The sequence below is a fragment of the Sporosarcina sp. resist genome (genome assembly GCF_014302295.1).
Taxonomy (GTDB): domain Bacteria; phylum Bacillota; class Bacilli; order Bacillales_A; family Planococcaceae; genus Sporosarcina; species Sporosarcina psychrophila.
In genome coordinates, this window is sequence record NZ_CP060287.1 from 2,053,888 (window position 1) to 2,079,312 (window position 25,425).

The window sequence follows — 25,425 nt, forward strand, 5'->3', positions numbered from 1 at the left end:
AGTGTGGTAATTGCTATGATAAGTGTAATCTAGATTAATGTGAGTGAATGACCGATGACCGCCGATAAAGCGGTCATCTTTTCTTTTGCATACCAACAACCAATTAACTACGCCTGGTCATAATTATGATCACTTTTTGAATTGGGCTAGCCACTGGATACGGTGTTTTCAGTCTGAGTTCCACTAATCAGCAGGAACTTCTGAAGATTCAAGTTAAAGGTAGAAAGTGCGTTCGTATGGTATAATCGGTTCTATATATAGGGGGAGAGTAGCGTGTACGACTACATAAAAGGGCAGGTCACACGTGTGACGCCTGAACATATAACACTCGAACAGGGTGGGATTGGCTGGCTCATCATGACGCCCAATCCATATGCTTTTCATAAAACAGAAGAAATCCAACAAGTATTTACTTATCTGCATGTTCGTGAAGATATCCAGTTGCTTCTTGGATTCAAATCCTTGGAACAGCGGGAGTTGTTCAAAAAATTGATCACGGTATCCGGTATTGGTCCAAAAGGTGCCTTGGCAATACTTGCTAGCGGCGTCCCTTCACAAGTAATTGGTGCAATCGAACGGGAGGATGAAACGTTCCTTGTTCAATTTCCGGGAGTTGGGAAAAAAACGGCACGACAGATGATCCTCGATTTGAAAGGGAAGTTGTATGATCTATTTAATGCGATGGACATGCCAGATGAGGATATCACACTTCTGACAATGGCGGAAAATGGTGCACTTGATGAAGCAATACTTGCACTAGAAGCACTCGGTTACTCACAGCGCGAGCTGACAAAAGTGAAACCTAAATTAGAAAAAGAAGAACTTGATACAGAAGGCTACATGAAAATGGCACTTCGGTTATTATTAAAACAGAACTAATTGTATGGATAAATTGAAGTAATGAATCCCGTGTTTAAACTAAGCGAAGGCGCCTTACAAGTGGTAGCCGTAGCGAATTCAATGGAATTCTTTGTCTCAACATATATAGCAACGGCAGAAAGGGGGGCGGACAATGGAGGAACGTGTTATTTCCGGAGAAGCATCGGATTTCGATGAACGTTTTGAACAATCGCTTAGACCGCAATTTCTTAGTCAGTATATAGGACAGGAAAAAGTGAAGGAAAACCTCGGTATTTTCATCGAAGCAGCAAAAGGCCGTAGCGAAAGTTTGGATCATGTCCTATTGTATGGACCACCAGGTCTCGGTAAGACGACGCTTGCAACGGTCATTGCCAATGAGATGGACGTCAATATCCGCATGACCAGTGGCCCGGCAATTGAACGCCCTGGCGATCTCGCAGCGGTCGTTTCCTCTCTCGAACCAGGGGATGTATTATTCATCGATGAAATCCATAGGCTGAACCGTACAATCGAAGAAGTGCTGTATCCTGCCATGGAAGATTTCTGTTTGGATATCGTTGTCGGAAAAGGGCCCTCTGCGCGTTCTATCCGACTCGATTTGCCGCCATTCACACTGATTGGTGCGACAACCCGTGCAGGAGCATTATCGGCGCCGCTACGTGATCGTTTCGGTGTTCCACTGCGCCTCGAGTATTACGAAGTTGCGCCGCTCAAGGAAATTGTCATTCGTAGCTCAGGCCTTTTTGAAGTAGCAATTGATGAACAGGCTGCAGTAGAAATAGCACGCCGTTCTCGCGGCACCCCGCGTATTGCAAACCGACTGTTGCGCCGTGTGCGTGACTATGCACAAGTAAGAGGCAACGGGAGCATTACAATGGAAATGGCAAATGAAGCACTAGAAATGCTGCAAGTCGATTCACGTGGTCTTGATCATATTGACCATAAGTTGATTACGGGAATGATTGAGCGCTTTCGTGGCGGGCCTGTTGGAATTGATACGATATCTGCAAGTATTGGCGAGGAATCGGTAACGATTGAAGATGTCTACGAACCGTATCTCCTTCAAATCGGTTTTATCCAACGGACACCGCGTGGGCGGATTGCGACTCGTCTTGCATATGAACATTTTGGCTATCCAATTCCCGAGCACAACGATTTCTAATTCAATTATAAAGGGAGAATTTATAGACGATGGATGTAAATGATTTTGATTTCGATTTACCAGATAATCTAATAGCACAAACACCGTTACTAGATCGCACAGCAAGCCGTCTTATGGTGCTTGACCCAAAAACAGGGGAAGTAGAGCACCGTCATTTTCGTGATCTTCTCGAAGAGCTAGAGTCGGGAGATATGCTCGTACTCAATGATACGCGGGTGCTGCCTGCTCGATTAATGGGTGTGAAAGAAGATACTGGAGCCATGATTGAAGTGTTACTATTGAAGCAAACGGCAGATGACGAGTGGGAGACGCTAGCAAAACCTGCGAAACGTGTGAAACTTGGTACGATTGTCACTTTTGGTGACGGACGTCTGAAAGCAGAGTGCACGGGGATTTTGAAACAAGGTGGACGTACATTCAAATTTATCTATGACGGTATTTTTTATGAAATCCTAGATGAACTTGGGCAGATGCCACTACCACCATATATTACTGAAACGCTGGATGATCAAGCACGCTATCAGACTGTGTTCGCCAAAGAACGAGGTTCGGCAGCAGCACCGACTGCAGGACTTCATTTCACCGATGAAATCCTAAAAAGTATCCAGAATAAAGGCGTCAATATCGCATTCATTACACTGCATGTCGGTCTTGGCACATTCCGTCCAGTCAGTGCAGATACAATTGAGGATCACACGATGCATTCCGAATATTATCATGTCACTGAACAAACAGCGGATGCAATAAATGAAGCCAAAGCACAAGGTGGACGCGTCATAGGGGTCGGTACGACGTCTGCGAGAACACTAGAGACAATCGCTTCGGAAAATGCAGGTAAAATTGTGGCTTCAAGCGGCTGGACGTCGATTTTCATCTATCCAGGTTATACATTCAGTATTTTGGATGGACTATTAACCAATTTTCATTTACCTAAATCGACGTTGATCATGCTGATTTCAGCGCTAACAACTCGAGAACATATTTTAGCAGCATATAACAGGGCGGTTGAGGAAAAATATCGCTTCTTCAGCTTTGGAGATGCAATGTTCATAAAACCGTCACAAAGGAAGGAATCATAAAATGACAGCAGTTACATACGAACACATCAAAACTTGTAAACAAACCGGAGCACGTCTTGGAATCGTCCATACACCACACGGTTCATTTGAAACACCAGCATTTATGCCGGTTGGTACACAGGCAACTGTCAAAACATTATCACCTGAAGAGCTGAAAGAAGTCGGAGCAGGCATTATTTTAAGTAATACCTATCATCTGTGGCTTCGTCCGGGTCAGGATATCATCGAAGAGGCAGGCGGACTACATAAGTTCATGAACTGGGATAGACCGATTCTGACCGATTCAGGCGGTTTTCAAGTGTTTTCACTAAGCGAATTCCGTAAAATCGAAGAGGAAGGTGTCCATTTCAGACATCATTTGAACGGTAGTAAATTGTTCCTTAGCCCCGAGAAAGCGATGGAAATTCAGAATTCACTAGGCGCAGATATTATGATGGCTTTCGATGAATGTCCGCCGTTCCCTGCAACGCGTGAATATATGAAAGCTAGCGTTGAACGGACATCTAGATGGGCTGAAAGATGCCTAGGAGCACATGCACGTCCGGCAGATCAAGCACTATTCGGCATTATACAAGGTGGCGAGTTTGAGGATTTACGTGCTCAAAGTGCAAAAGATCTTGTGTCACTTGATTTCCCAGGTTATGCAATCGGCGGCTTGTCTGTTGGCGAGCCGAAAGATATTATGAACCGTATCCTTGAACACACAACACCGCTTCTACCGCAGGACAAGCCGCGTTACTTGATGGGTGTCGGTTCGCCAGACTCACTTATTGACGGTGCTATCCGCGGTATAGACATGTTTGACTGTGTCCTACCGACTCGTATTGCTCGAAACGGTACGCTTATGACGAGTGAAGGACGTTTGAATATCCGCAATGCGAAATTCGAGCGTGATTTCCGTCCTCTTGATGAAAAATGTAGCTGCCATGTCTGTAAAACGTACAGCAGGGCTTATATTCGCCATCTTATCAGAGCGGATGAAACTTTCGGAATCAGGCTGACTTCTTATCATAATCTCCACTTCCTACTTAATTTAATGGAGCAGGTAAGGGATGCAATTCGCCATGATCGACTGGGAGATTTCCGTGAAGAATTTTTTGAGAGCTACGGATTTAATAAACCGAATGCAAAAAACTTTTAAATCTAGTATAATGAATCTTGATTGAAGGGGGGATATATATATGGGTTCATTAACACAACTATTGCCATTCGTTGCGATGTTCGCAGTGATGTGGTTCTTGCTAATCAGACCGGCGCAAAAGAAACAGAAAGCGACGAAGCAGATGCAAGGAGATTTGAAACGTGGAGATAAGGTCATCACAATTGGTGGCATTCACGGCACGATTGACGCTGTAGATGATTCATCGGTTTTTCTTAAAGTTTCTGAAGGCACGACACTTCAGTTCGATAGACAAGCTGTTGGACGTGTAACAGAATCAATTTAAGTATTGTAAGAATTTGAAGGGGCGATTGGCTGAGTGGGAAATTTCCCATTCAGGCAATCGCCTCTTTTTCCGTACTGAACGTGTATATAAGCAGAAGTGTAAAGGGCATCCTTTCGTAAAAGGGGTAGATCTTTATGAACGATTTATTAATTATCAGTTTTAGGACGGTATTTCTTTATGTGCTCATCTTGATCATCTTACGGATTATGGGGAAACGAGAAGTCGGCGAGCTGGGTGTTATCGATGTTGTGGTCTTCGTCTTTATGGCAGAGGTTGCTGCATTTGCACTCGATTCCCCCGACAAAGATCTGATTCAATCCGTCATACCGATGCTTATTTTACTCGTCATTCAAGTCGTTTCTTCTTATTTTTCAATGAGAAGTAAGAGGTTTAGAGATATTGTCGATGGTGAACCAACACTTATTATTAGGCACGGTAAAATAATTGAGCATGAAATGCGGAAACAACGTTATAATCTTGACGATTTATTTCAGCAACTTCGTGAACAACAGATTGGCTCTGTTCATGAAGTCTCATTCGCTTATTTGGAACCATCAGGAAATTTGTCCGTCTTTAAACACGACAGTATCCAACCAGTACTTTCGCTTATTTCCGATGGTGTTATCCAAGGTAAACATCTTGAACTTATCGATAAAACCGAAGAGTGGCTTTTAGAAGAACTACTGAACCTCGGAATAAATGATGTAGAACAGATTTTCTATTGTTCATTTGAAAATGATGGACTGAAGTTTCAGTTGAAAGAGAGTTATCAATGACTTTTCAGTAGTCTCCTGAACAGAAACAGATCACTTTTTTTAACTTGACCCGTCAAAATAAGTATCACAAGAAGGAAAACACTTGTGATTGCACATTCTGTGAATAAACCAAAATCTCCAATTGGGATGAAAATTGGTCGCATAATACAGGTCATGATAAAGGAAGCATAAGGCAGAGCAAATATGGTGAAGCCGGAAGCGGTCGATTTGTTTTTCCGAAGTGTTGCTATATGAAGGAATGATGTAATAAGCACGCCAAAGCCGATCGCAAGGACTGCCCCTGTCACCTGTAAACCAGGCTGGGAAGCGAGGATGAACATGACCGCCAGTTTAGCAATACCACCATATACGGAGTTCATCATCCCTGCCTTGGCATCGCCCGTTGCTTGTAAAATTGAATAGAGTGGGCCTTGGATATAATAAAAGAAAAAAACTGGAGCAAGTAACGCCATATAGGAAGCACCCTGGGTGACATGGAATAACTTTACTGCCAAATCCTCACCGTGAATGAAAAACACAGTTGCTGCAAACGTACCTGTTAATGCGGACAGGCGGAGCGAAAGATGAATTCGTTCTTTCAGTTTTCTCGTATTATTTGATGCGACTGCTCCGCTTACGGCGGGCACTAGGACAACAGACAAGGCATATGGGATGAACGCCGGAAATAGGAGCAACGGGACAAGGACACCGGATACAATGCCGTACAACGTTGTGGCAGCTACAGCTGAAACACCTGAAAACGCGAGTGCACGGAGGAAGATAATCGGCTCAAGGAACCAAGTGAACGTACCGAATAGGCGGCTACCAGACGATGGCAAAGCGATGGCTAGCAAAGGTTCCATTGGATAGCGCTTGAGTTTCTCCTGCTGTTTTGGTATTCGCTTCTTTTGTTGCCTATATTTGAACAATAAATAAAGGACGGATAGCATTTCCGCAAGAAGCGTAACGCCCATCGCATAAGCGGCACTCAGTGCTGTATTATCAGCTACGAGGAGATGTGGTAATAGCCATGTGATTAGCGTGATACGGCATATTTGTTCTATGATTTGTGACCATGCGGTTTCTTCGATTCGTGCGATACCTTGGAAATATCCGCGGATCAATCCCCCTATAGCAGCGATAGGTACGATTGCGATTCCGACATACAGTGTGGTGGATGAAGCAGAATTACCGAGAAGTGTTTCAGCTAAGTAGGGAACGAACAAAATAGAAGCTGGAATGAATACTACTGCCGTCAAGATAGTGATGAAGGAAGCTGTCTTCATAAGAGAAGGGATTTTTACGGATTGCCCTTTCGCTTCGAGTTCGGCAATCACTTTGGCTATGGCAATCGGTACACCAAGCTGAACAAGTGACAGGAAAAAGATAAAAGCGGGATAAGCGGTCATGTAGATGCCGACCGCCTCTTCGCCTGCAATCCGCATGAATTGAATCCGGAAGACGAATCCTAAAAGCTTGGTTAGGAAGACGGCAACCATCAGTACGACAGTTCCGCGGATGAATGAAGACAATTTAAACAACTCCTTCTCAATTCCGGTCATTTCGTATACACTAAACCTATGCAGAAATATCCATACTTACGACTGTCCAGGAAAGGGATGGAAAAGATGCCAAGACGATTCGGACAACTGTTCACACATATGCTGCCTGCAATTGAAAGCAAAAAGACTGAATTTCATCTGTACGGCTATACAACAGTAACCGAAGAGGACATTTGGACATTTTGCGTCCAGAAGAAATGGCGTAAAAAAAATATCGAGGACATGGGGATGCATGAAATTGCAAATGGAATCCTCAAAATCTCACCAGCAGAATATATGACGTTTACACAGATTGAAGAACAACGTGGTGCAAACTGGTTTACCGACTTGAACAGTGAAGAACTTCAAATCTTACTGACACCACATAAATCGAAAAGTGAGTTATGATAGAGTCAAACGTGACAATTTGACACATGAATGACTGTGTTTCATAATAGACATATTGTGTTTTTATAATTGTGTAGTATTCAGCGCCTAGTTGTTGCGGGGCGCTGTCGCTATTCTCGGAGTATGTACATAGATAAATGTCGTACAGTTGCACTCCATATTTAGAGGGGGAAATTGGATTATGAAAAGAAGAGGACGGATCGTAGCGTTTCTATTATTAATCGTCGTGTTTGGCTTGACGATTGGAACGACTGCGAAACCGGTAGTGAACGATGTAAAACTGGGTCTAGATTTACAGGGCGGCTTTGAAGTCCTTTATCAAGTTGAACCTTTGAAAGACGGCGCCCCAGATATAACAGAAGAAATGGTTAAAGATACAGCGAATGCACTAAGAAATCGGGTTGACGTACTTGGGGTAAGTGAACCAAGTATCCAAATCGAGTCGGGTAACCGGATTCGCGTGCAACTTGCGGGAGTCGAGGACCAAGAATCAGCTAGGGAGCTACTTTCGACTCAGGCAAATTTGACGTTCAGGGATGCCGATGACAATCTCCTTCTAGACGGAAACGACTTGAAAGAGGGGAAGGCCAAGGCTAACTTTGGCGAAAATGGTAACCCGGTTGTTACGCTTGAAATGAAATCACCGACTAAATTCGGTGAAGTGACAACATCAATCTCACAAAAAAAACCAGAGAACGTAATGGTCATCTGGTTAGACTTCATAGAAGGTGAAGATTCATTTAGAGCGGAAGTAACGAAAGAAAAACCTAAATTCGTTTCCGCACCCTATGTGGCAAACCCGATTAACTCATCAGACGTTGAAATATCGGGATCATTCTCTTTAGAAGAGACGAAAAATCTTGCTGGAATATTAAACGCAGGTGCATTACCTGTTAATCTTAAGGAAGTCTACTCGACATCAGTCGGCGCGCAGTTCGGTGAACAAGCGCTTAACAAGACAATTTTTGCGGGAGTAATCGGTATCTCGCTTATCTTCCTATTCATGCTTGTGTATTACCGCCTGCCAGGTTTTGTGGCAGTTATTACATTGTCGGTTTATATTTTCATCATTTTGCTCGTCTTCACGCTGATTAATGGTGTGCTTACGCTGCCTGGTATTGCGGCACTCATGCTCGGGGTTGGAATGGCAGTCGATGCGAATATCTTGATGTATGAACGGATACGAGAAGAATTACGTGTTGGTAAATCTATCAAGACATCGTTTATGGCTGGAGCGAAAAATTCTTTCACCGCCATTCTAGATGCTAATATCACGACGCTTCTTGCAGCAGTTGTCCTGTTTATATTCGGGACAAGCTCAGTGAAAGGCTTCGCAACAATCCTTATCATCAGTATTCTAGCCAGCTTCTTGACGGCTGTATGGGGCTCTCGTATACTCTTGGGTCTTCTCGTCGAAAGTGGTGTGTTTGATGGGAAAACAGCATGGTTCGGCATTCCGAAAAGTAGGGTTCATGCACCCGAAGAAAATATTGAAACATTGGAACTGACAACGAAATTTGATCGTTTCGATTTCGTAGCTTCGCGCAAAAAATTCTATGCCATTTCAGCAGTATTGCTAATTAGTGGTGTCATTGCGCTTGGAATCTTCAAGCTGAACCTCGGTATTGATTTCTCGAGTGGTACACGTGTTGAAGTGCTTGCAGACCATCCAGTGACGAAAGATGAAATATCTACTTATCTAGATGAAATCGGGCACCCTTCAACTGATATCGTTATTTCTGGCGATACGGGGAATATGGCTGTCATGCGTTACGTAGATGAGTTTAAACAAGAAGAAGTCAACAAATTTAAAGCTGATCTTGCAAAAGAGTATGGCGAAGATCCAAATATATCAACTGTTTCACCAACAGTTGGTAAGGAACTTGCGAAAAACGCCATTAAAGCATTGCTTATTGCCATGCTTGGTATCGTTATTTACGTTGCACTTCGTTTCGAATGGCGTATGGGGGTCGCGACCATCGTCGGACTTCTCCACGATGTGTTCTTTATGGTAGCAGCAATTAGTCTTTTGCGTCTAGAAGTCGACATCACCTTCATCGCCGCCGTGTTGACGATTGTTGGTTATTCCATCAATGACACGATTGTGACATTTGACCGGATACGGGAAAATATCAACCATCGAGGTCGTATCGATGATGTAGCAGAACTGGCGGATATCGTTAACAAATCATTGCGTCAGACACTTGGACGTTCTGTAAATACGGTACTCACTGTTATCATTGTCGTAGTAGCGCTTATGCTATTCGGTGCAGAATCAATCCGGACATTCTCAATCGCACTTCTAATTGGATTGTTTGCGGGAACTTATTCATCGATTTTCATCTCAGCTCAAATCTGGTTTGATCTGAAGAAACGTGAAATCAATGAAAAAGGTGCCATTAAAGTCGAAGACAAGAAGAAACAATGGGGTTCAGACGAACCTATCGTTTAACACCTATTATGATAAGTTTCGGTTATTCATGGAACAGGGTATACTTTATGTATACTCTGTTCTATTTTTTTCTTAATGAAAGGGGAAAACTATATGAAGTTTCAATGGAATTTGTTGCTAGGTCTATTATTCGCCATTATTATCGCCATCTTTGCTGTCTTTAATGTTGACGCGGTACAAGTCAATTATGTGTTTGGCAAAGCACAGTGGCCACTCGTTCTTGTTATTTTAGGTGCAGCTCTTCTTGGTGCTGTAGTCAGCGGGTTTGTCGCGATGTTCCTGTCATTTCAATCAAGCCGCCGCATAAAAGAACTTATGAAAGAAATGACCACCAAAGAGCTTACAATTGCAGCACAACAGAATGAAATTGCGGAACTGCAAAAGTACACAGCCTTACCATCCAATGATGAAGTAATTATCGAAAATAAAAATGTATAAGCAAAGAGCGTCTTCCAGCTACTAATACAGGGAAGATGCTCTTTTTTGTTAACGAATTTAGTGCAGACTTCTACTTCAGGGAATTTTAGCAGTCTTTTCTTTTAGAGTCGGAGCCCATCCGTTATAATGAATGTAAGGATGTGAAGGAATTTGATCGAATCAATGAAAAGATGGAAAGTGGAACGGCCGGATGAAGAAATTGTAGCAATGTTGACAAAGGATCTCGGTATTTCATCTGTCCAGGCAAAAATACTTACTTCAAGGGGAATAATAGATTCCGGAGTGGCAAAAGATTTTTTACATATGGATGCATCTAGCATGCATGACCCTTTTTTACTATATGATATGGACAAAGCGGTGTCGCTCATAACAACAGCAATCGCTTCAGATAAAAAAATTGCTGTTTATGGCGATTATGACGGTGATGGTGTGACGAGTGTGACGGTCCTTACAACGGCTTTGGAGCGAATGGGTGCAGATGTGTTCTATGCGATACCCAATCGGTTCCAGCACGGCTATGGACCGAATAAAGACCTTTTCTTGGAGCTATACGAAAAAGGGGCCTCGCTTATTATTACTGTCGACAATGGCATTTCGGGTGTTGATGAAATTGCATATGCGAAATCACTCGGAATGGACATCATCATTACAGACCACCATGAAATAGGTGAAGTGTTACCAGCAGCAGATGCCATCATCCATCCTCGACATCCAGAAGGGGAGTATCCGTTCGGAGAGCTTGCTGGGGTTGGTGTAGCATTCAAACTTGCGTGCGCATTACTTGAAGATGTTCCGGAAGACTTATTTGAACTTGTTGCTATCGGGACAGTTGCAGATCTAGTTCCGCTTCGCGATGAAAACAGATATTTCGTCAAAGAGGGCATCAGGCAGATGCGTGTTTCAAAACGTCCTGCAATCCAGGTGCTCGCACGCATCGCTAGCACTGAACAAGCAACACTCTCAGAGGAGTCAATCGGATTTATGATTGGGCCTCGTCTGAACGCAGCTGGGCGTCTAGGCGATGCTACCCCGGCAGTTCAACTATTGAAGACAGAAGACGCAACGCTTGCGACAACATTGGCAAAAGAACTTGATACGCTGAATAAAGAACGACAAGCGATTGTAGCTGAAATAGCTAAAGAAGCGGAAGACATGATATTGAAAATGTATGGTGATACAGTTCCGCTCGTCTTCGTTATCGGAGGAGAAGGTTGGAATTCAGGTGTGGTGGGAATTGTAGCATCAAGATTAACTGAGAAATATTACCGTCCGTCAATTGTCTTGTCGATTGACAGGGAAACAGGAATTGCGAAAGGGTCTGCAAGAAGTATTGCTGGTTTTGATATGTTTGCCGAACTAACCAAAAATGCACAGCTTCTACCTCACTTTGGAGGTCATCAGATGGCGGCGGGAATGTCTCTTGCAGTGACAGACGTTGTTACGCTACGTGAAAACCTGAATAAACAGGCAGTTGAGGTGTTGACTGAAGAAATGTTGACGCCTGAAGTTCGTATCGATGTTCCGTTGTCAATTAGTGAAATTGATGTTAGCGTTTTGGAATCACTGGAACTGCTGCGTCCATTTGGAATGGCTTTTGAAAAGCCTGTTTATATGATCGAAGATATTACAGCCACGACTGTGCGGAAAATTGGTGCGGCAAAGAATCATATGAAGCTGGAATTAGCGGATGAGGGTGTTTCACTTGATGCCATTGGATTCGGACTGGGTCCTATTGCGGACCAACTGACACCGGGTGTAAAGTTGTCGGTTACGGGCGATTTGCAGGTGAATGAATGGAACGGTAATAAGAAGCCGCAGTTATTAATCAGCGATATCCGTTCTGATGATTGGCAACTGTTCGATTTGCGCGGCGTACGCGAAGCAACAAGATGGCTACCAACCATTCCGTTAGACGATACAGTGTTTGTTGCTTTCCATGAACAAACGGTGACACATTTTCAATCATCCATGAAGGGGATTGATATTACTCTATTTGGACAAGAAGCAATAGCGAAGGCTGAAAATCTCGTCCTTCTAGATATACCGGATGATGTTATCCAACTTGAAGAACTTGTAGGTTCTGTCCATCCTGACCGCGTCTATGCACATTTCCATGCTTCCGAATCAAGGTATTTTGATGGGATTCCTGATCGTGAGCAGTTTGGCTGGTATTACAGTTTCTTGAAAAAACGTGAGAAATTTGACTTCGTTACGAACGGTGCTCAGCTCACAAAACATAAAGCATGGAAAAAAGATACGGTTTATTTCATGTCAAAGGTGTTTTCTGAGCTTGGATTTGTTAAGATTGAAGATGGTTTTGTTTCCGTTCAGGAAACAGCCGGTAAACGCGATTTGACGGAAGCACCAGCTTATAAAGAGCGCGAACGTCAAATTGAGCTTGAGAAAAGACTGCTATATGCGCCTTATATGGAATTGAAACAATGGTTCGATACTGTGCGAAATGGAATTGTCGACAGGGAGGAACACTAATGGATTTGAAAGAATATGTGACGATTGTACCGGATTATCCGAAAAAGGGAATCAGCTTTAAGGATATTTCAACAATCATGGATAATGGTCAAGCTTATAAATTTGCAACAGATGAAATTGTTAAGTTTGCGAAAGAGGTTAATACTGATATAATTGTTGGCCCTGAAGCGCGTGGATTTATCATTGGTTGCCCAGTTGCCTATGCACTGGAAGTAGGATTTGCTCCTGTCCGTAAACCCGGAAAGTTGCCAAGAGAAACAATTGAAGTCGAATATGATCTTGAATATGGAAAAGATACATTAACAATTCACAAAGATGCCATAAAGCCTGGTCAACGTGTATTGATTGTCGATGATCTTCTTGCGACAGGCGGTACGGTGGGAGCGACAGTCGAGCTAGTTGAAAAACTAGGCGGAGTTGTTGCGGGCTGTGCGTTTATCATAGAGTTATCGTATTTAAGCGGTCGTGAAAAATTGCAAGATTATGACATGCGTTCACTGATCACATATTGAAAAAGGTCCTCCGCGATAATAAGCGGGGGATCTTTTCATATGTTCAGAATGAAGGTGCGAACCACTTTTCCATATACTAACCCTTTACACGAGCATGTATTTATACATACAATAGGTAATACAATCATTTTTGCGGATAAAGTCGGAAGGGGTAATCGTATGGCGAAAAATCGTGACATGACGGCGGAAGAAATATTCACACTTGTTGCCTCTTATATGAATGAAGAACATGTTGAGTTCGTCAAAAAAGCATATGAGGCAGCGAAAACTGCACACGAAGGACAGCATAGAAGTTCAGGTGAGGTATATATTATTCACCCTGTCCAAGTAGCGGGTATTCTTGCCGAATTGGAAATGGACCCTTCGACAGTTGCAGCTGGGTTTCTACACGACGTTGTGGAAGATACAGACATCAGCAGGGACGACATCATCCGAGATTTTGGAGAAGAAGTGGCAATGCTTGTCGATGGTGTGACGAAACTCGAAAAATTACAATATAAATCCAAAGAAGAGAAACAGGCAGAAAATCATCGTAAAATGTTCGTAGCAATGGCTCAGGATATCCGTGTCATACTTATTAAATTAGCGGACCGGCTCCATAATATGCGAACGTTAAAACATGTCCCGGAAGAAAAACAGCGCCGGGTTGCGGCTGAAACGCTGGAAATCTTCGCACCACTTGCCCATCGTTTAGGTATATCGGCTATTAAATGGGAATTGGAAGATACAGCATTACGCTATTTGAACCCACAGCAATATTATCGAATTGTCAATATGATGAAGCGCAAACGCGTCGAACGAGAAAACTATTTAGTAAACGTTATGGAGCAAATCAAGACGGAAATTGGAGAGATGGAAATTGACGCTGATCTTTCAGGACGTCCAAAACATCTGTATTCAATTTACCGTAAGATGGTTATCCAAAAGAAAGAATTCAATGAGATTTATGACCTTCTGGCTGTCAGAATTCTCGTTTCAAGTATTAAAGATTGCTATGCGGTTCTTGGTATCATTCACACATTATGGAAGCCGATGCCTGGCAGATTCAAAGATTATATTGCGATGCCAAAACAGAATCTGTATCAGTCGTTGCATACGACCGTAGTAGGGCCGGCTGGCGATCCGCTTGAGGTACAAATTCGGACCGAAGAGATGCACAAAATTGCTGAATTCGGAGTTGCAGCACACTGGGCCTATAAAGAAGGAAAAACGGTAGCCGAAACCCCAAGTAATATTGATTCGAAATTGACTTGGTTCAGAGAGATACTCGAATTTCAAAACGAATCATCTAACGCTGAAGAATTTATGGAATCACTTAAATTTGATTTATTCTCGGATATGGTCTATGTCTTTACGCCGGACGGAGACGTTATTGAACTGCCGGCAAGTTCAGTCCCCATCGATTTTGCCTACCGTGTCCACTCAGAAATTGGGAATCGGACAATAGGTGCAAAAGTGAATGGGAAAATGGTCCCGCTTGATACAGAATTGTTTACGGGAGATATTATTGAAATTTTGACATCGAAGCAATCGCTTGGACCAAGCCGTGATTGGTTAAAACTTGCCAATACATCGCAGGCGAAAAATAAAATCCGGCAGTTTTTCAAGAAACAACTCCGGGAAGAAAACATCCTAAAAGGCCGAGAAATGATTGAAAAAGAAATAAAATCACAAGAGTTTGATGTGAAAGAAGTACTAACACAGGAAAATATTAAACGCACAATCGAAAAATTCAGCTTCACTTCCGAAGATGATATGTATGGAGCTGTTGGGTTCAATGGTATAACCGCTCAGCAGGTAGTTAATCGTCTTGCTGAAAAGTTACGGAAAGTACGTGAACAACAAGATACAATTGACAAAATCGTTTCAGACATGAAATCCCCTCAACCGGAAAAAATGACTGAATCAGGTGTTATTGTTAAAGGGATCGACAATTTGCTAATTAGGTTATCGAAGTGTTGTAATCCAGTCCCAGGTGATGAGATTATAGGATTCATCACAAAAGGTCGCGGTGTTTCCGTCCATCGTACCGACTGCCCTAATATTGTGGTCGAAGATGATGAGCATGATCGAATTATCGACGTCGAATGGGCGATAGGGCCTTCTAGTTCAAGGAAAGAGTTCCTGGTTGATATAGAAGTGTCAGCTTTTGATCGACAAGGGTTGTTGAATGAAGTGATGATGGTTGTCGCCGATACGAAAACGCCGATGGTTGCGGTCAGTGGCAAAGCGGACCGAGACAAAATCGCCCGCATTCATATGACGATTAAAATTATGGATATTGCACATTTGCAAAGAATTGTTGATCGGATTAAACAAATCCGCGATATCTATTCTGTAGAACGTGTCATTAATTGATTGGAAGGTGTAACAGATGAAAGTTGTGTTGCAACGATCGGGTCCAGCTACTGTCCGCGTTGATGGGGAGACAACGGGGTCAATTGATAAGGGCTACGTGCTCCTTGTTGGTGTAACTCACTCGGATAGCGAAGAAGACGCTGCTTATCTTGCGAAGAAAATTGCAGGCCTTCGTTTATGGGAAGATACGGAGGGGAAGATGAACCATTCAATCCTTGAGGTAGGTGGGGATATTCTTTCAGTATCCCAGTTTACTTTGTTCGGAGACGTGAAAAAAGGACGTCGCCCAAGTTTCATCGAAGCGGCAAGGCCAGAACAGGCAAAACCGCTTTGGGAATTCTTCAACCAAAAATTAGAAGAAGAAGGCTTGAAAGTTCAAACCGGTGTTTTTGGCGCAATGATGGATGTCCAGCTCATTAACGATGGGCCGGTAACGATTATTCTAGACTCGAAATAATAAGAAAAAGGACCTTCCTCAATACCTGGGAAGGTCCTTTATGTTTTTGGATAGTGTTTGGTATGTCTTTTTCTAATCAGTGCGTGGTGTCAGTAACTGGCACATTGCATTATTCTTCATACTACTAGTGATTGTATTCTATACAAACTAAGCGAAGGCATCCCCGAGCGCCGTAACGAATTCAATGGGATTCTTTATCTCAACATTTCTAGTTAATTAGCATTGAAATAGTCGAGAAGCCCTTGATATATACCATGCGTCGCACGTTCACGGAACATGTCGCTTGTGACCGTTCGTTCCTCAGCAGAATTCGATAGGAAGCCTAGTTCAATCAGAATAGCATTTTGCCTATTCTCACGAAGAACTAGGAAATCGCCAGGCTGTGATCCTCGGTTACGCAAATTCACTGATGAGGCAAGCCCGTCATTAACCGAAGAAGCAAGCGCTTGTTGATGTGCGTGTGAGTAATACGTCGTAAAGCCCGCTACGCTAGAATCGGGATTGGCATCATAATGGAGACTGATGAATGCATCCGCAGCATGCTGATTACTGATAGCGACTCGTTTTCTCAACGATACATAAGTGTCTGTTTCACGAGTTGTGATCACATTCGCGCCTGCAGCTTTTAATTTAGCTGCTAATAATTCAGAAGTAAGAATTGTAATGTCCTTTTCGTCTGTTCCACGGGCTCCTGTTGTGCCGCGGTCATTACCGCCGTGTCCAGGATCAATCACGATAGTAAGCCCCTTTAAAGTGCCGGCAACACGTGGGATTGATTCTTTCATAACGGGTTCTGTCAATAGTACCTCGTCGCCCGTAGAGACTACCCATGTAGCAATAAATGCAGAAGCCCCTGTCGGTAAAGAAATTTCATACCAGTCGCCATCTTGTTTAACAATTGGAAACTTTTCTCCTGCATCTGCTCGAGCGGCAATCTGTGAAGAAGTCGTAGCGGCTTCACGGATATTCGTCCCATTTGACAGGATGGTAACCGTTCCTAAATTTGAGCTTTCGGAAGTCTGGTTGCCATTCGATGTGAGCGTGCCGTGGAATGAGTAGACCCAACCCAATTCGTTATCATCTAATGAAATTTGTACCCAATTGCCATTGACTACCTTAACGTCATACGATTCACCTTGACGGATGAGTCCTACTCGTTTGGAGGTAAGGTCTGCATTTTTTCTGACGTTGAGTGCTTCAACTGAAACGGTAAATGACTCGGGTGTTGCGGCTTGATTGGTTGTCAGTGGTTCAGTTTGATCTGCCACCGGTGTAATATAATCTGTATGTACCCAACCGCTTGTGCCGTTAAATGTAATGGAAGTCCATTCACCATCATTTCCAGTGGCAATTGCTTCGTCCCCAGCGGCCATCCGACCAAGTACTGCTGAATTGGTGGAAGGACTGGATCTCACATTTAACTGACTGACGCGTGAAACGACTGCGGTACTTGTCCCAGTAGCTTGATCTGCGGAAGCAGTTAGCCAAGATGCAATCCATCCAGAACTGTTGCCATGCTGGATTTGGTACCAGTCTCCAGAAACAGCAATAACGTCTACCCGATCACCCTGTTTTAGCGAGCCGATTACAGCAGAAGTAAGCCCGGCACCGGACCGGATGTGTACGGATTTTGCATCAACGACGACTGATTCCGTATTAGCGTAAGTCGTTGGAATGTCGTGGAATACGCTGAATAAAAGTATGAATGCGATCATCCATTTGCTCATTTTTGACAAAATATCATACCCCCTACAGTCCATTGTAGAAGTTTTCACTACAAAAAACTACAATTAATCGAAAAAGGTTGACACTATGACGCAGAATCATTAAGATGATGATTAATTAACAATTTAACTCACACGGATAGTACGTGTTATATTTATGCCAACGACATGGAAAGTAATTGTATAATTGACTGACAAGAGAGGGACGGACGTGGCTGAAATCCATCCTACAGCGATTTACAATGAATAACACCATCGAGGCTCTGTGCTGAACGATTTCTAATTCAGTAAGTACAGACGGAACCGGCCGTTATCCGGTTTTAGAGTGGGCGCAAACTTTTGCGTCAATTTGGGTGGAACCGCGGAAGCTATAAAGGCTCTCGTCCCTTGCATAGGCAAGGGATGGGGGTCTTTTTTTGTGTACCGACTAAGCGTGTCTAGGCTTCGGCAGGCCTACAGGAAGTAGGTTATGCAGTGGAGAGGGATTGAACTTCATCCCTCTTAGTTGCTACAGGTCGTGGTGTACTTAGACTGCAATTCTTATTTAGGAAGGGGAATTTATATGATTTTCAAAGTGCCAAGAGGAACTCAGGATATTTTGCCATCTGAAACATGGAAATGGCAGGAAGCAGAAAAAATCATTAACGAAGTATGCGATATCTACCGTTATAAAGAAATCCGTACACCGATTTTTGAACAAACGGAATTATTTCAACGTCTCGTAGGTGAGACAACTGATGTCGTTCAAAAAGAGATGTATACCTTTACTGATAAAGGCGATCGTTCAATGACGCTACGACCTGAAGGAACTGCAGCTGTCGTACGCTCTTTCGTGGAGAATAAAATGTTTGGTTACCCGGATCAGCCTGTAAAGCTTTTTTACACAGGTCCAATGTTCCGTTATGAGCGTCAGCAAGCAGGACGTTACCGTCAATTCGTTCAATTTGGAGCAGAAGCAATCGGCAGCGCAGATCCTGCGATTGACGCAGAAGTGATTGCGTTGGCACTGGATGTTTATAAGCGTGTGGGGTTGACAAAGTTGAAACTTGTTATTAACTCGCTAGGGGATACAGAGTGCAGAATAGCGCACCGCGAAGCGCTTATTGCGCACTTCAATCCGCATATAGGGGAATTCTGTTCTGATTGTCAATCTAGATTGGAAAAAAATCCACTACGCATATTAGATTGTAAAGTCGATAACGGCAATCCGCTCATTGCTTCAGCACCATCCTTAGCTGACTATTTGAATGAAACGTCTGCTCAATACTTTGCAGATGTAAAAGGTTATCTCGACGATGCAGGGATTTCTTATGAGGTCGATGCAAATCTTGTGCGTGGCCTTGATTATTATAATCACACGGCATTTGAAATTATGAGCACTTCGGAAGGATTCGGAGCGATTACGACTTTGTGCGGCGGTGGTAGATACAATGGTCTCGCTGAGGAAATCGGTGGACCTTCTGCACCAGGTATCGGTTTTGCGATGAGTATTGAGCGTTTACTTCTTGCGATGGCTGCTGAAGGGAAATCGTTTGAAGCTGAGCCAGTACTTGACGTTTATATCGTTACTCTTGGGGAAACAGCACGTCGTCCAGGCTTTAAATTGCTTGGTGCACTTCGAGAAGCTGGTATTCGGTCGGATATGGATTATATGGACCGGAAAATGAAAGCGCAAATGAAATCGGCAGATAGATTGAATGCACGGACAGTCGTACTAATCGGTGAAGATGAAGTAGCGGAAGGCGTTGCTTTATTGAAAAATATGGCTGACGGGGCGCAAGTAAAAGTTCCTGTTGCTGAACTGGTTCAAAAACTTAAAGAAACATTGATTGGCTAAAGAGAGGCGGATGAAGGCAATGAAACGTACACATTATAGTGGTGAATTGACAGAAGAGGTAATCGGACAACCGGTTACATTACAAGGATGGGTTCAAAAAAGAAGGGATCTTGGGGGACTAATTTTCGTCGACGTACGGGACCGTTCAGGAATCGTTCAGGCAGTATTTAACCCGAGTTTTTCAAGCGAAGCAATCGTGACGGCAGACAAACTGCGCAATGAGTTCGTAATCGAGCTAACAGGTTTAGTTGTTGAGCGCGCAGAAGGCCAGAAAAATCCGCTATTGAAAACCGGTTCGATTGAAATTCAAGTTACTGAATTGAACATCGTGAATGAGGCGAAAAACCCGCCGTTCATGATTGAAGATGAAACAGACGTGAATGAAGAAATTAGACTGAAATATAGATACCTTGATTTACGCCGTCCAAAACTTGCGAATACGTTCAAAATGCGTTCAGACATCACTAAAACAGTCCGTAACTTCCTTGACGATGAAGGATTTTTCGAAGTAGAAACGCCGATTCTAACGAAATCTACACCTGAAGGCGCACGCGACTATCTAGTACCTAGCCGAGTTCACGAAGGCGAATTTTACGCGCTGCCACAGTCACCACAACTATTCAAACAAATGCTGATGGTAGCCGGATTCGACCGTTATTATCAAATTGCACGTTGTTTCCGCGATGAAGACCTTCGCGCTGATCGCCAGCCGGAGTTCACTCAGATCGATATGGAAATGAGTTTCATGTCAATTGAAGATATTATTGAATTGAATGAACGAATGATGCAAAAGGTAATGAAAGATGTAAAAGGAATCGATGTTCAAATTCCATTTAAACGTCTTCCTTATGACGAAGCAATGGCGCGTTTCGGTTCAGATAAACCGGATACGCGATTTGCATTGGAACTGACAGATGTCTCTGACGTCGTTAAAGATTCTTCATTCAAAGTATTTACGGCAGCAATCGAGTCAGGTGGGCAAGTTAAACTCATCAATGTAAAAGGAGTAGCGGATAGCTATTCTCGTAAGGACATCGACGCACTTGGCCAGTTTGCAGCAGTCTACGGCGCAAAAGGCCTTGCATGGTTGAAAGTCGATGCCGAAGGTCTGAAAGGACCTATCGCGAAGTTCTTCGAAGGAGAAGAGGGCGAAGGACTAAAAGCTGCAGCGAATGCTGAAGTAGGAGATCTATTGTTATTTGTAGCAGACAAAAAGAAAGTTGTCGCAGATACATTAGGAGCACTACGTACTAAGCTTGCCAAAGATCATGACTTAATTGACGAATCGAAGTTCAACTTCCTTTGGGTAACTGAATGGCCACTGTTCGAATATAACGAAGAAGCCCGTCGCTACCAGGCAGCACATCATCCATTTACAATGCCAGCAGATGTGGAAGAACTAGTAGCAAGCCCTGAGACAGTTAAAGCACAAGCCTATGACCTTGTTTTAAATGGGTATGAACTTGGTGGTGGGTCACTACGGATTTACAAACGTGATGTTCAGGAAAAAATGTTCGAAGCACTTGGATTCAGTAAGGAACAGGCGAACGAACAATTCGGATTCCTTCTTGAAGCATTTGACTATGGAACACCTCCGCATGGCGGAATTGCATTCGGTCTCGACCGTATTGTAATGTTGTTATCTGGTTCGACGAACTTGCGCGACACTATTGCATTTCCGAAAACAGCGAGTGCAAGCTGCCTGTTAACGTCAGCGCCTGATCACGTTGACGATACTCAACTAGCTGAACTTGGAATTCGAGTGATGGCAAAGAGTAAACGGTAATCAGTTAAGTTAGAAAAATGTAAAAACTATTTCCGTGAAATCGTTGAACTGACTAAAGATGTATGTTATTATACAAGTAATACGAATCCTGAAGTGTTCGTTATTTGCCAATCAGTTTTGACCGAACATTTTTTCGTCGGGAGTCCGCATTTCGAGTCGGATGACATGCCTTTAGTCGGGACCTCAAAAGAATCGGATAGGACACCCACCTGCTGAGAGCGGGTTCAAAGCGATACTACAAAGACGGCACATTTGGGATTCGTTACTTACATGATCATACACCCCTCTGACTTACGTGCGGAGGGGTTTTTTATTGGGGAAAATTTAAATTTATAATGGATGGAAAGGCGGAATTTCAATTGTTACATCAATTTTCAAGAAATGAATTAGCCATAGGTACAGAAGGTGTAAATCGTATGCGGGACATGACTGTCGCGATACTTGGTGTTGGAGGAGTCGGTTCATTTGCGGCAGAAGCATGTGCGCGGAGCGGAATTGGACGGATTATCCTTGTCGATAAGGACGATATTGACATAACGAATATTAATAGACAGCTAATCGCTAATTTGTCGACAGTCGGCCGTTCTAAAGCAGAAGTGATGAAAGAGCGCATTGCTGATATTAATAAAGAGTGTGAAGTGATTTCGCTCCATATGTTTTATACGGAAGAGACAGCTGAAGAGTTTTTCAGTTACAAACCTGATTATGTCATCGATGCATCTGATACAATCATCTTTAAAATTCATTTGATTAAAGAATGTGTCGCACGTAACGTAAAAATTATATCGAGTATGGGTGCTGCTAATAAGATGGATCCGACCCGTTTTCAAATTGCGGATATTTCAAAGACGCATACAGATCCGGTAGCGAAAGTAATTCGTCGCAAACTTAAAAAAGAAGGTATTTATCAAGGAGTGTCAGTGGTCTTTTCTGATGAAAGCCCCATTGTCGTGAGACCGGAAGTTGTTGACACAGTTGGTAAACCTGATGCCTTCATTCGAAAAGCGAAAATGCCGCCTGCATCGAACGCATTCGTCCCATCAGTTGCCGGTCTTGTTTGCGCCAGCTGGGTAATGAATGATATCGTTGCCGATATTCCTATCCGGCGAGTGAAAGATAAAGTATAATGGATAGTACCGTGTGGATAAGCTTTTTCATGCGGTACCTTTTTGGTTGTCACCAAAATATGGGTAGAGGTATAATAGAGTGATTGCTTATGAAAATGAACTTGGATTGCTAGAAAGGGTGTTTATGTGTGAATAAAGTGTTTAAGGTATTTGTTTTTGGGTTAGTTGCCCTTTTATTAACAGCATGTGGCAATGTGGAAGCGAAACAGGGGATGACTGCACAAGACGTTTTCGAAAAAGCGAAAGATGCCTCTGCTAAATTGAAAAATGTGCGTACACATATCTCTTATGATGATTTTTGGAAAACAACAGCACCTGATGAAAGATATAGCGTGAAATATGAAATGACTTCAGATGCTGCGCTACAACCAGAAATAGTTAAACAGGACGTAAAAGTGCGACCGCAACCGATAAATGGGGATCCATGGGATGCGGAAGTATATAAAGTAAATGACCGTGTTTTCATTAAGGATACGAAAGTAAAGGAATGGGAAGAGTTGCAGTCCGGTTCGATTGCTGAATTATTCGGTTCGATGATTGAAAATGTTCAGCCAACACTGGACCTCGCGTTTTTTAACGACTTTGAAAACGATTTTGTGTTAGAACCGATTGACTATGGTTATAACTTAAGGCTGTCATTATCGAGAGAACAATATAAAGAATTTAAAAAAACACTGTACCTGTCGAACAACGGTAGCGATACGGATGTAGATGTAGTGGACAGTGAGTTTCCCCTTATTAATAAATTCGACATTGTGATTGGAATTGATAGCAAATCATTCTATGTAACTGATTTCAAAATGACACTTGATACAACAACGTACTCAATGGTACAAGTTGATGGTAATTCCCATCGAGTTAAACAAACGATCAATGCAGTTTATAGTCACTACGACAACGTGGATGATGTAAAGGTTCCGGCAGAACTATTAGAAGCTGCAGCTAACTAAAAAATACTCAGTAAAAACCCTCCTGAAAGTTTAACTTTTAGGAGGGTTTTGCATATGCTATTTTGAATATCGAGTAATTGTCTCGCAGGAGCTTATATTGAAAGTGTGGCGGGCATAACAAGCTTTATGCTAATTGGGCTGAATAACCATCCACATTACTATGAAAGAACTTTCATTTAATTACATATTAATATGGTTGATAACTGGGATTTCAATCATGAGGGATTACTCCACTGTTTATTTCGAAGTTTCTTATGATAGATTAAGACTATCAATATTTAACTGGAATAAAATTTAACAAAACAACTAGGAGTGTAATAGCATGCCACTAACTTTTGCTCACCCAGCAGCCATACTTCCGTTCTCAAGAAAAAGTAAATATATTAACTTTTCTGCAATGGTATTCGGTAGTATGGCTCCTGATTTTGAATACTTTTTGAGAGGCCAACCAATGGGGGACATTGGACATACTTTTACTGGGCTCGTTTTGTTTAATTTACCCTTGGTGACAATCGTTTATGTAATTTACCATATATTTGTACACCAAATTCTATTCAATCATTTACCAACTATTCTACAAGATACTTATGTGAAAAGAGTAGATCCGACTATTATATTAAAGGTAGTTGTATTTTGTTATTCTGCACTGTTCGGTATGTTAACTCACGTTGTATGGGATTCTTTCACTCATATAAACGGATATATGGTGTTAAAATTTCCGGCTTTATTCACTCACAGCTATCACATCTATGGTTTTGCTATACCTTTGTATAAATTTTTACAACATGGGAGTACATTATTTGGAATAACAATGATTTTAGTTTACATGTATTATAGAGCATTGACCCAGAGAAAACATAAGCATATTACTGTTTATCCTAAGAAAAAAATTATTTTTTGGTTTTCTTTATTCATTTTAACAGTATTATTTGTATCGTTGTGGTGTCTTATTGACCCTGTTTCGATAACCAGTTATGGGATATTGGTCGTTAGAATTATAGACTCTTCTTTACTAAGTTTATTCCTAATTTCTTTGTTGATAAAATATGTTCGAATGTAATTAATATTTCCTGGATTTTAGGAACATGAAGATAAGTACAGATTGGGGTAGGTTCTGTGGAAAAACGTATTTCATTTGATTATCAAATCCTAAATAAAACCAAGTAAAGCATATAATAAGCGCCCCAGAAAAAGGGGTACTTATTATATTCTTACTCATAATCTAATTTAATGTTACCCACTGAAAGAACACTCCACCTATTTAATTTAAGTATTTATTCGCATCAACCACCGTACATACTCCGGATTCCTCCAAAAACTGTTTAATAAGATGAACGTGGCCGCCGCCGATTAATAGCAAAACTCGATCCTGTGGAGTTGATATCAACCTTCTCACATTTGTATAGAGTATTAAATTTCGTTTGTACCACCAAGTTAACCAATCCATTGCGTAATAATCTTTCTCTTTTCCAATCATCGCAAATTCCATGTAAAATTGGTGCATCTTTTTAACAGTTTCTGCTTCATTCACACGTTTATAGCCTTCTAAAATCGGGAGTTTGGACCATTCTTCTGCCTCACGTTGCATGGGTTCCATGTACGTTGTCATTATTTTCTTATAGCGTTCGGGTTCATACTCTTTTGCATACTGAAAAATATCGCCTATTGTTGCTATTTCATTATCGTCCCCCCTCCAATCGATACAAGAAACTTCGCTTATGCCCGATTCCTTCGCTAAAGGGAAACCAATCGTTTCTATTTCATTTTTCATTGGGGTCGGATCATTCAATAGATACTTTCGATAACTTTCATTTAACTTCGATTGTACTTCCCGATCAGCTTCGACAGCTAACTTTGTCGGATTAAACCGACTTAGTGCGTCAACAACTTCCTTTGCTTCTAGCTCTAAATCAATATCGTTTTTGCGTTCAACATTGATTAAATCCGATGTGTCTCCTAAATGATACACCCCGACGATCATCACTTCTGGAATCATGTTAACCCTCCACTGTAAAGATATTGTAGTTGAAGATTGTTATTACT

21 protein-coding genes, 1 other RNA gene and 1 other annotated feature are annotated in these 25,425 nt (G+C 42.3%); of the genes, 19 read left to right on the forward strand and 3 right to left on the reverse strand.

Features of this window, described 5'->3' with window-relative positions; genetic code table 11:
• Positions 1 to 273 precede the first annotated feature (273 nt).
• The 6 genes from ruvA (at position 274) to H7992_RS10215 (ending at position 5,323) form a co-directional block, all read left to right on the forward strand.
• A complete protein-coding gene (gene ruvA / locus H7992_RS10190) occupies positions 274 to 879 on the forward strand; it encodes a Holliday junction branch migration protein RuvA (RefSeq protein ID WP_187047470.1) in 606 nt (201 codons plus the stop codon).
• A 133-nt stretch (positions 880 to 1,012) separates the two neighbouring features.
• Positions 1,013 to 2,023: a Holliday junction branch migration DNA helicase RuvB gene (ruvB, locus tag H7992_RS10195; RefSeq protein ID WP_187047471.1), complete on the forward strand. Its 1,011-nt coding sequence runs from the start codon at positions 1,013 to 1,015 to the stop codon at positions 2,021 to 2,023.
• 29 nt (positions 2,024 to 2,052) lie between these two features.
• Positions 2,053 to 3,102 carry a tRNA preQ1(34) S-adenosylmethionine ribosyltransferase-isomerase QueA gene (gene queA / locus H7992_RS10200; RefSeq protein WP_187047472.1) on the forward strand — a complete coding sequence of 350 codons (1,050 nt, stop codon included), beginning with the start codon at positions 2,053 to 2,055 and terminating at the stop codon, positions 3,100 to 3,102.
• A 1-nt stretch (position 3,103) separates the two neighbouring features.
• Entirely contained in the window at positions 3,104 to 4,243 is a 1,140-nt protein-coding gene (gene tgt, locus H7992_RS10205; RefSeq protein WP_067208191.1) for a tRNA guanosine(34) transglycosylase Tgt, read from the forward strand.
• Positions 4,244 to 4,283: 40 nt separating this feature from the next.
• On the forward strand, positions 4,284 to 4,547 hold the full coding sequence (gene yajC, locus H7992_RS10210) for a preprotein translocase subunit YajC (protein ID WP_067208193.1): 264 nt from the start codon (positions 4,284 to 4,286) through the stop codon (positions 4,545 to 4,547).
• 134 nt (positions 4,548 to 4,681) lie between these two features.
• Positions 4,682 to 5,323: a DUF421 domain-containing protein gene (locus H7992_RS10215; RefSeq protein ID WP_187047473.1), complete on the forward strand. Its 642-nt coding sequence runs from the start codon at positions 4,682 to 4,684 to the stop codon at positions 5,321 to 5,323.
• Here H7992_RS10215 and H7992_RS10220 read toward each other — a convergent pair.
• The gene (locus H7992_RS10220; RefSeq protein ID WP_187047474.1) at positions 5,317 to 6,834 is read right to left on the reverse strand and encodes a putative polysaccharide biosynthesis protein; all 1,518 of its coding nucleotides are present in this window, start codon (positions 6,832 to 6,834) and stop codon (positions 5,317 to 5,319) included. The two genes, H7992_RS10215 and H7992_RS10220, sit on opposite strands and share 7 nt — an antisense overlap.
• A gap of 96 nt (positions 6,835 to 6,930) precedes the next feature.
• Between H7992_RS10220 and H7992_RS10225 the strand changes: the two genes are divergently transcribed.
• The 7 genes from H7992_RS10225 (at position 6,931) to dtd (ending at position 15,958) form a co-directional block, all read left to right on the forward strand.
• Entirely contained in the window at positions 6,931 to 7,251 is a 321-nt protein-coding gene (locus tag H7992_RS10225) for a post-transcriptional regulator (protein ID WP_067208200.1), read from the forward strand.
• Positions 7,252 to 7,432: 181 nt separating this feature from the next.
• Positions 7,433 to 9,703 carry a protein translocase subunit SecDF gene (gene secDF, locus H7992_RS10230; RefSeq protein WP_187047475.1) on the forward strand — a complete coding sequence of 757 codons (2,271 nt, stop codon included), beginning with the start codon at positions 7,433 to 7,435 and terminating at the stop codon, positions 9,701 to 9,703.
• Positions 9,704 to 9,796: 93 nt separating this feature from the next.
• On the forward strand, positions 9,797 to 10,141 hold the full coding sequence (locus tag H7992_RS10235; protein ID WP_067208205.1) for a LapA family protein: 345 nt from the start codon (positions 9,797 to 9,799) through the stop codon (positions 10,139 to 10,141).
• Positions 10,142 to 10,291: 150 nt separating this feature from the next.
• On the forward strand, positions 10,292 to 12,631 hold the full coding sequence (gene recJ, locus H7992_RS10240) for a single-stranded-DNA-specific exonuclease RecJ (protein ID WP_187047476.1): 2,340 nt from the start codon (positions 10,292 to 10,294) through the stop codon (positions 12,629 to 12,631).
• Positions 12,631 to 13,143, forward strand: a complete 513-nt coding sequence (locus tag H7992_RS10245; RefSeq protein WP_187047477.1) for an adenine phosphoribosyltransferase — start codon at positions 12,631 to 12,633, stop codon at positions 13,141 to 13,143. Before recJ ends, H7992_RS10245 begins: the two co-directional genes overlap by 1 nt.
• 159 nt (positions 13,144 to 13,302) lie before the next feature.
• Positions 13,303 to 15,501 carry a RelA/SpoT family protein gene (locus H7992_RS10250; RefSeq protein WP_187047478.1) on the forward strand — a complete coding sequence of 733 codons (2,199 nt, stop codon included), beginning with the start codon at positions 13,303 to 13,305 and terminating at the stop codon, positions 15,499 to 15,501.
• Between the two features lie 16 nt (positions 15,502 to 15,517).
• The gene (dtd, locus tag H7992_RS10255; RefSeq protein WP_187047479.1) at positions 15,518 to 15,958 is read left to right on the forward strand and encodes a D-aminoacyl-tRNA deacylase; all 441 of its coding nucleotides are present in this window, start codon (positions 15,518 to 15,520) and stop codon (positions 15,956 to 15,958) included.
• Positions 15,959 to 16,170: 212 nt separating this feature from the next.
• Here the strand turns inward: dtd and H7992_RS10260 are convergent, their stop codons facing one another.
• A complete protein-coding gene (locus H7992_RS10260; RefSeq protein ID WP_187047851.1) occupies positions 16,171 to 17,685 on the reverse strand; it encodes an N-acetylmuramoyl-L-alanine amidase family protein in 1,515 nt (504 codons plus the stop codon).
• Positions 17,686 to 17,836: 151 nt separating this feature from the next.
• Positions 17,837 to 18,073, forward strand: a binding site (T-box leader).
• Between the two features lie 171 nt (positions 18,074 to 18,244).
• Between H7992_RS10260 and hisS the strand changes: the two genes are divergently transcribed.
• The 6 genes from hisS to H7992_RS10290 all read left to right on the forward strand — a co-directional run bounded on the left by hisS (position 18,245) and on the right by H7992_RS10290 (position 24,442).
• On the forward strand, positions 18,245 to 19,519 hold the full coding sequence (hisS, locus tag H7992_RS10265; protein WP_187047480.1) for a histidine--tRNA ligase: 1,275 nt from the start codon (positions 18,245 to 18,247) through the stop codon (positions 19,517 to 19,519).
• A gap of 19 nt (positions 19,520 to 19,538) precedes the next feature.
• Positions 19,539 to 21,305, forward strand: a complete 1,767-nt coding sequence (gene aspS / locus H7992_RS10270; RefSeq protein WP_067208224.1) for an aspartate--tRNA ligase — start codon at positions 19,539 to 19,541, stop codon at positions 21,303 to 21,305.
• An 82-nt stretch (positions 21,306 to 21,387) separates the two neighbouring features.
• A non-coding RNA gene (ssrS, locus tag H7992_RS10275) (6S RNA) lies at positions 21,388 to 21,568 on the forward strand.
• Between the two features lie 96 nt (positions 21,569 to 21,664).
• Positions 21,665 to 22,432, forward strand: coding sequence for a tRNA threonylcarbamoyladenosine dehydratase (locus H7992_RS10280; protein ID WP_067213910.1), 768 nt, complete (start codon positions 21,665 to 21,667; stop codon positions 22,430 to 22,432).
• Positions 22,433 to 22,560: 128 nt separating this feature from the next.
• Complete coding sequence (locus tag H7992_RS10285) at positions 22,561 to 23,382, forward strand: DUF6612 family protein (protein ID WP_187047481.1); 822 nt, start codon at positions 22,561 to 22,563, stop codon at positions 23,380 to 23,382.
• Positions 23,383 to 23,704: 322 nt separating this feature from the next.
• Positions 23,705 to 24,442, forward strand: a complete 738-nt coding sequence (locus H7992_RS10290; protein ID WP_187047482.1) for a DUF4184 family protein — start codon at positions 23,705 to 23,707, stop codon at positions 24,440 to 24,442.
• A gap of 201 nt (positions 24,443 to 24,643) precedes the next feature.
• Here the strand turns inward: H7992_RS10290 and H7992_RS10295 are convergent, their stop codons facing one another.
• Complete coding sequence (locus H7992_RS10295; protein ID WP_187047483.1) at positions 24,644 to 25,378, reverse strand: DUF5694 domain-containing protein; 735 nt, start codon at positions 25,376 to 25,378, stop codon at positions 24,644 to 24,646.
• Between the last annotated feature and the right edge of the window lie 47 nt (positions 25,379 to 25,425).

Excerpts from the sequence above, each read along its gene's own strand:
- tgt (WP_067208191.1), top strand. The coding sequence starts at position 3,104 with ATGACAGCAGTTACATACGAACACATCAAAACTTGTAAACAAACCGGA.
- aspS (WP_067208224.1), top strand. The coding sequence starts at position 19,539 with ATGAAACGTACACATTATAGTGGTGAATTGACAGAAGAGGTAATCGGA.
- secDF (WP_187047475.1), top strand. The coding sequence starts at position 7,433 with ATGAAAAGAAGAGGACGGATCGTAGCGTTTCTATTATTAATCGTCGTG.
- H7992_RS10235 (WP_067208205.1), top strand. The coding sequence starts at position 9,797 with ATGAAGTTTCAATGGAATTTGTTGCTAGGTCTATTATTCGCCATTATT.
- H7992_RS10245 (WP_187047477.1), top strand. The coding sequence starts at position 12,631 with ATGGATTTGAAAGAATATGTGACGATTGTACCGGATTATCCGAAAAAG.
- dtd (WP_187047479.1), top strand. The coding sequence starts at position 15,518 with ATGAAAGTTGTGTTGCAACGATCGGGTCCAGCTACTGTCCGCGTTGAT.
- hisS (WP_187047480.1), top strand. The coding sequence starts at position 18,245 with ATGATTTTCAAAGTGCCAAGAGGAACTCAGGATATTTTGCCATCTGAA.
- yajC (WP_067208193.1), top strand. The coding sequence starts at position 4,284 with ATGGGTTCATTAACACAACTATTGCCATTCGTTGCGATGTTCGCAGTG.
- ruvB (WP_187047471.1), top strand. The coding sequence starts at position 1,013 with ATGGAGGAACGTGTTATTTCCGGAGAAGCATCGGATTTCGATGAACGT.
- H7992_RS10225 (WP_067208200.1), top strand. The coding sequence starts at position 6,931 with ATGCCAAGACGATTCGGACAACTGTTCACACATATGCTGCCTGCAATT.
- H7992_RS10250 (WP_187047478.1), top strand. The coding sequence starts at position 13,303 with ATGGCGAAAAATCGTGACATGACGGCGGAAGAAATATTCACACTTGTT.
- H7992_RS10260 (WP_187047851.1), bottom strand. The coding sequence starts at position 17,685 with ATGAGCAAATGGATGATCGCATTCATACTTTTATTCAGCGTATTCCAC.
- H7992_RS10290 (WP_187047482.1), top strand. The coding sequence starts at position 23,705 with ATGCCACTAACTTTTGCTCACCCAGCAGCCATACTTCCGTTCTCAAGA.
- H7992_RS10295 (WP_187047483.1), bottom strand. The coding sequence starts at position 25,378 with ATGATTCCAGAAGTGATGATCGTCGGGGTGTATCATTTAGGAGACACA.
- queA (WP_187047472.1), top strand. The coding sequence starts at position 2,053 with ATGGATGTAAATGATTTTGATTTCGATTTACCAGATAATCTAATAGCA.
- H7992_RS10215 (WP_187047473.1), top strand. The coding sequence starts at position 4,682 with ATGAACGATTTATTAATTATCAGTTTTAGGACGGTATTTCTTTATGTG.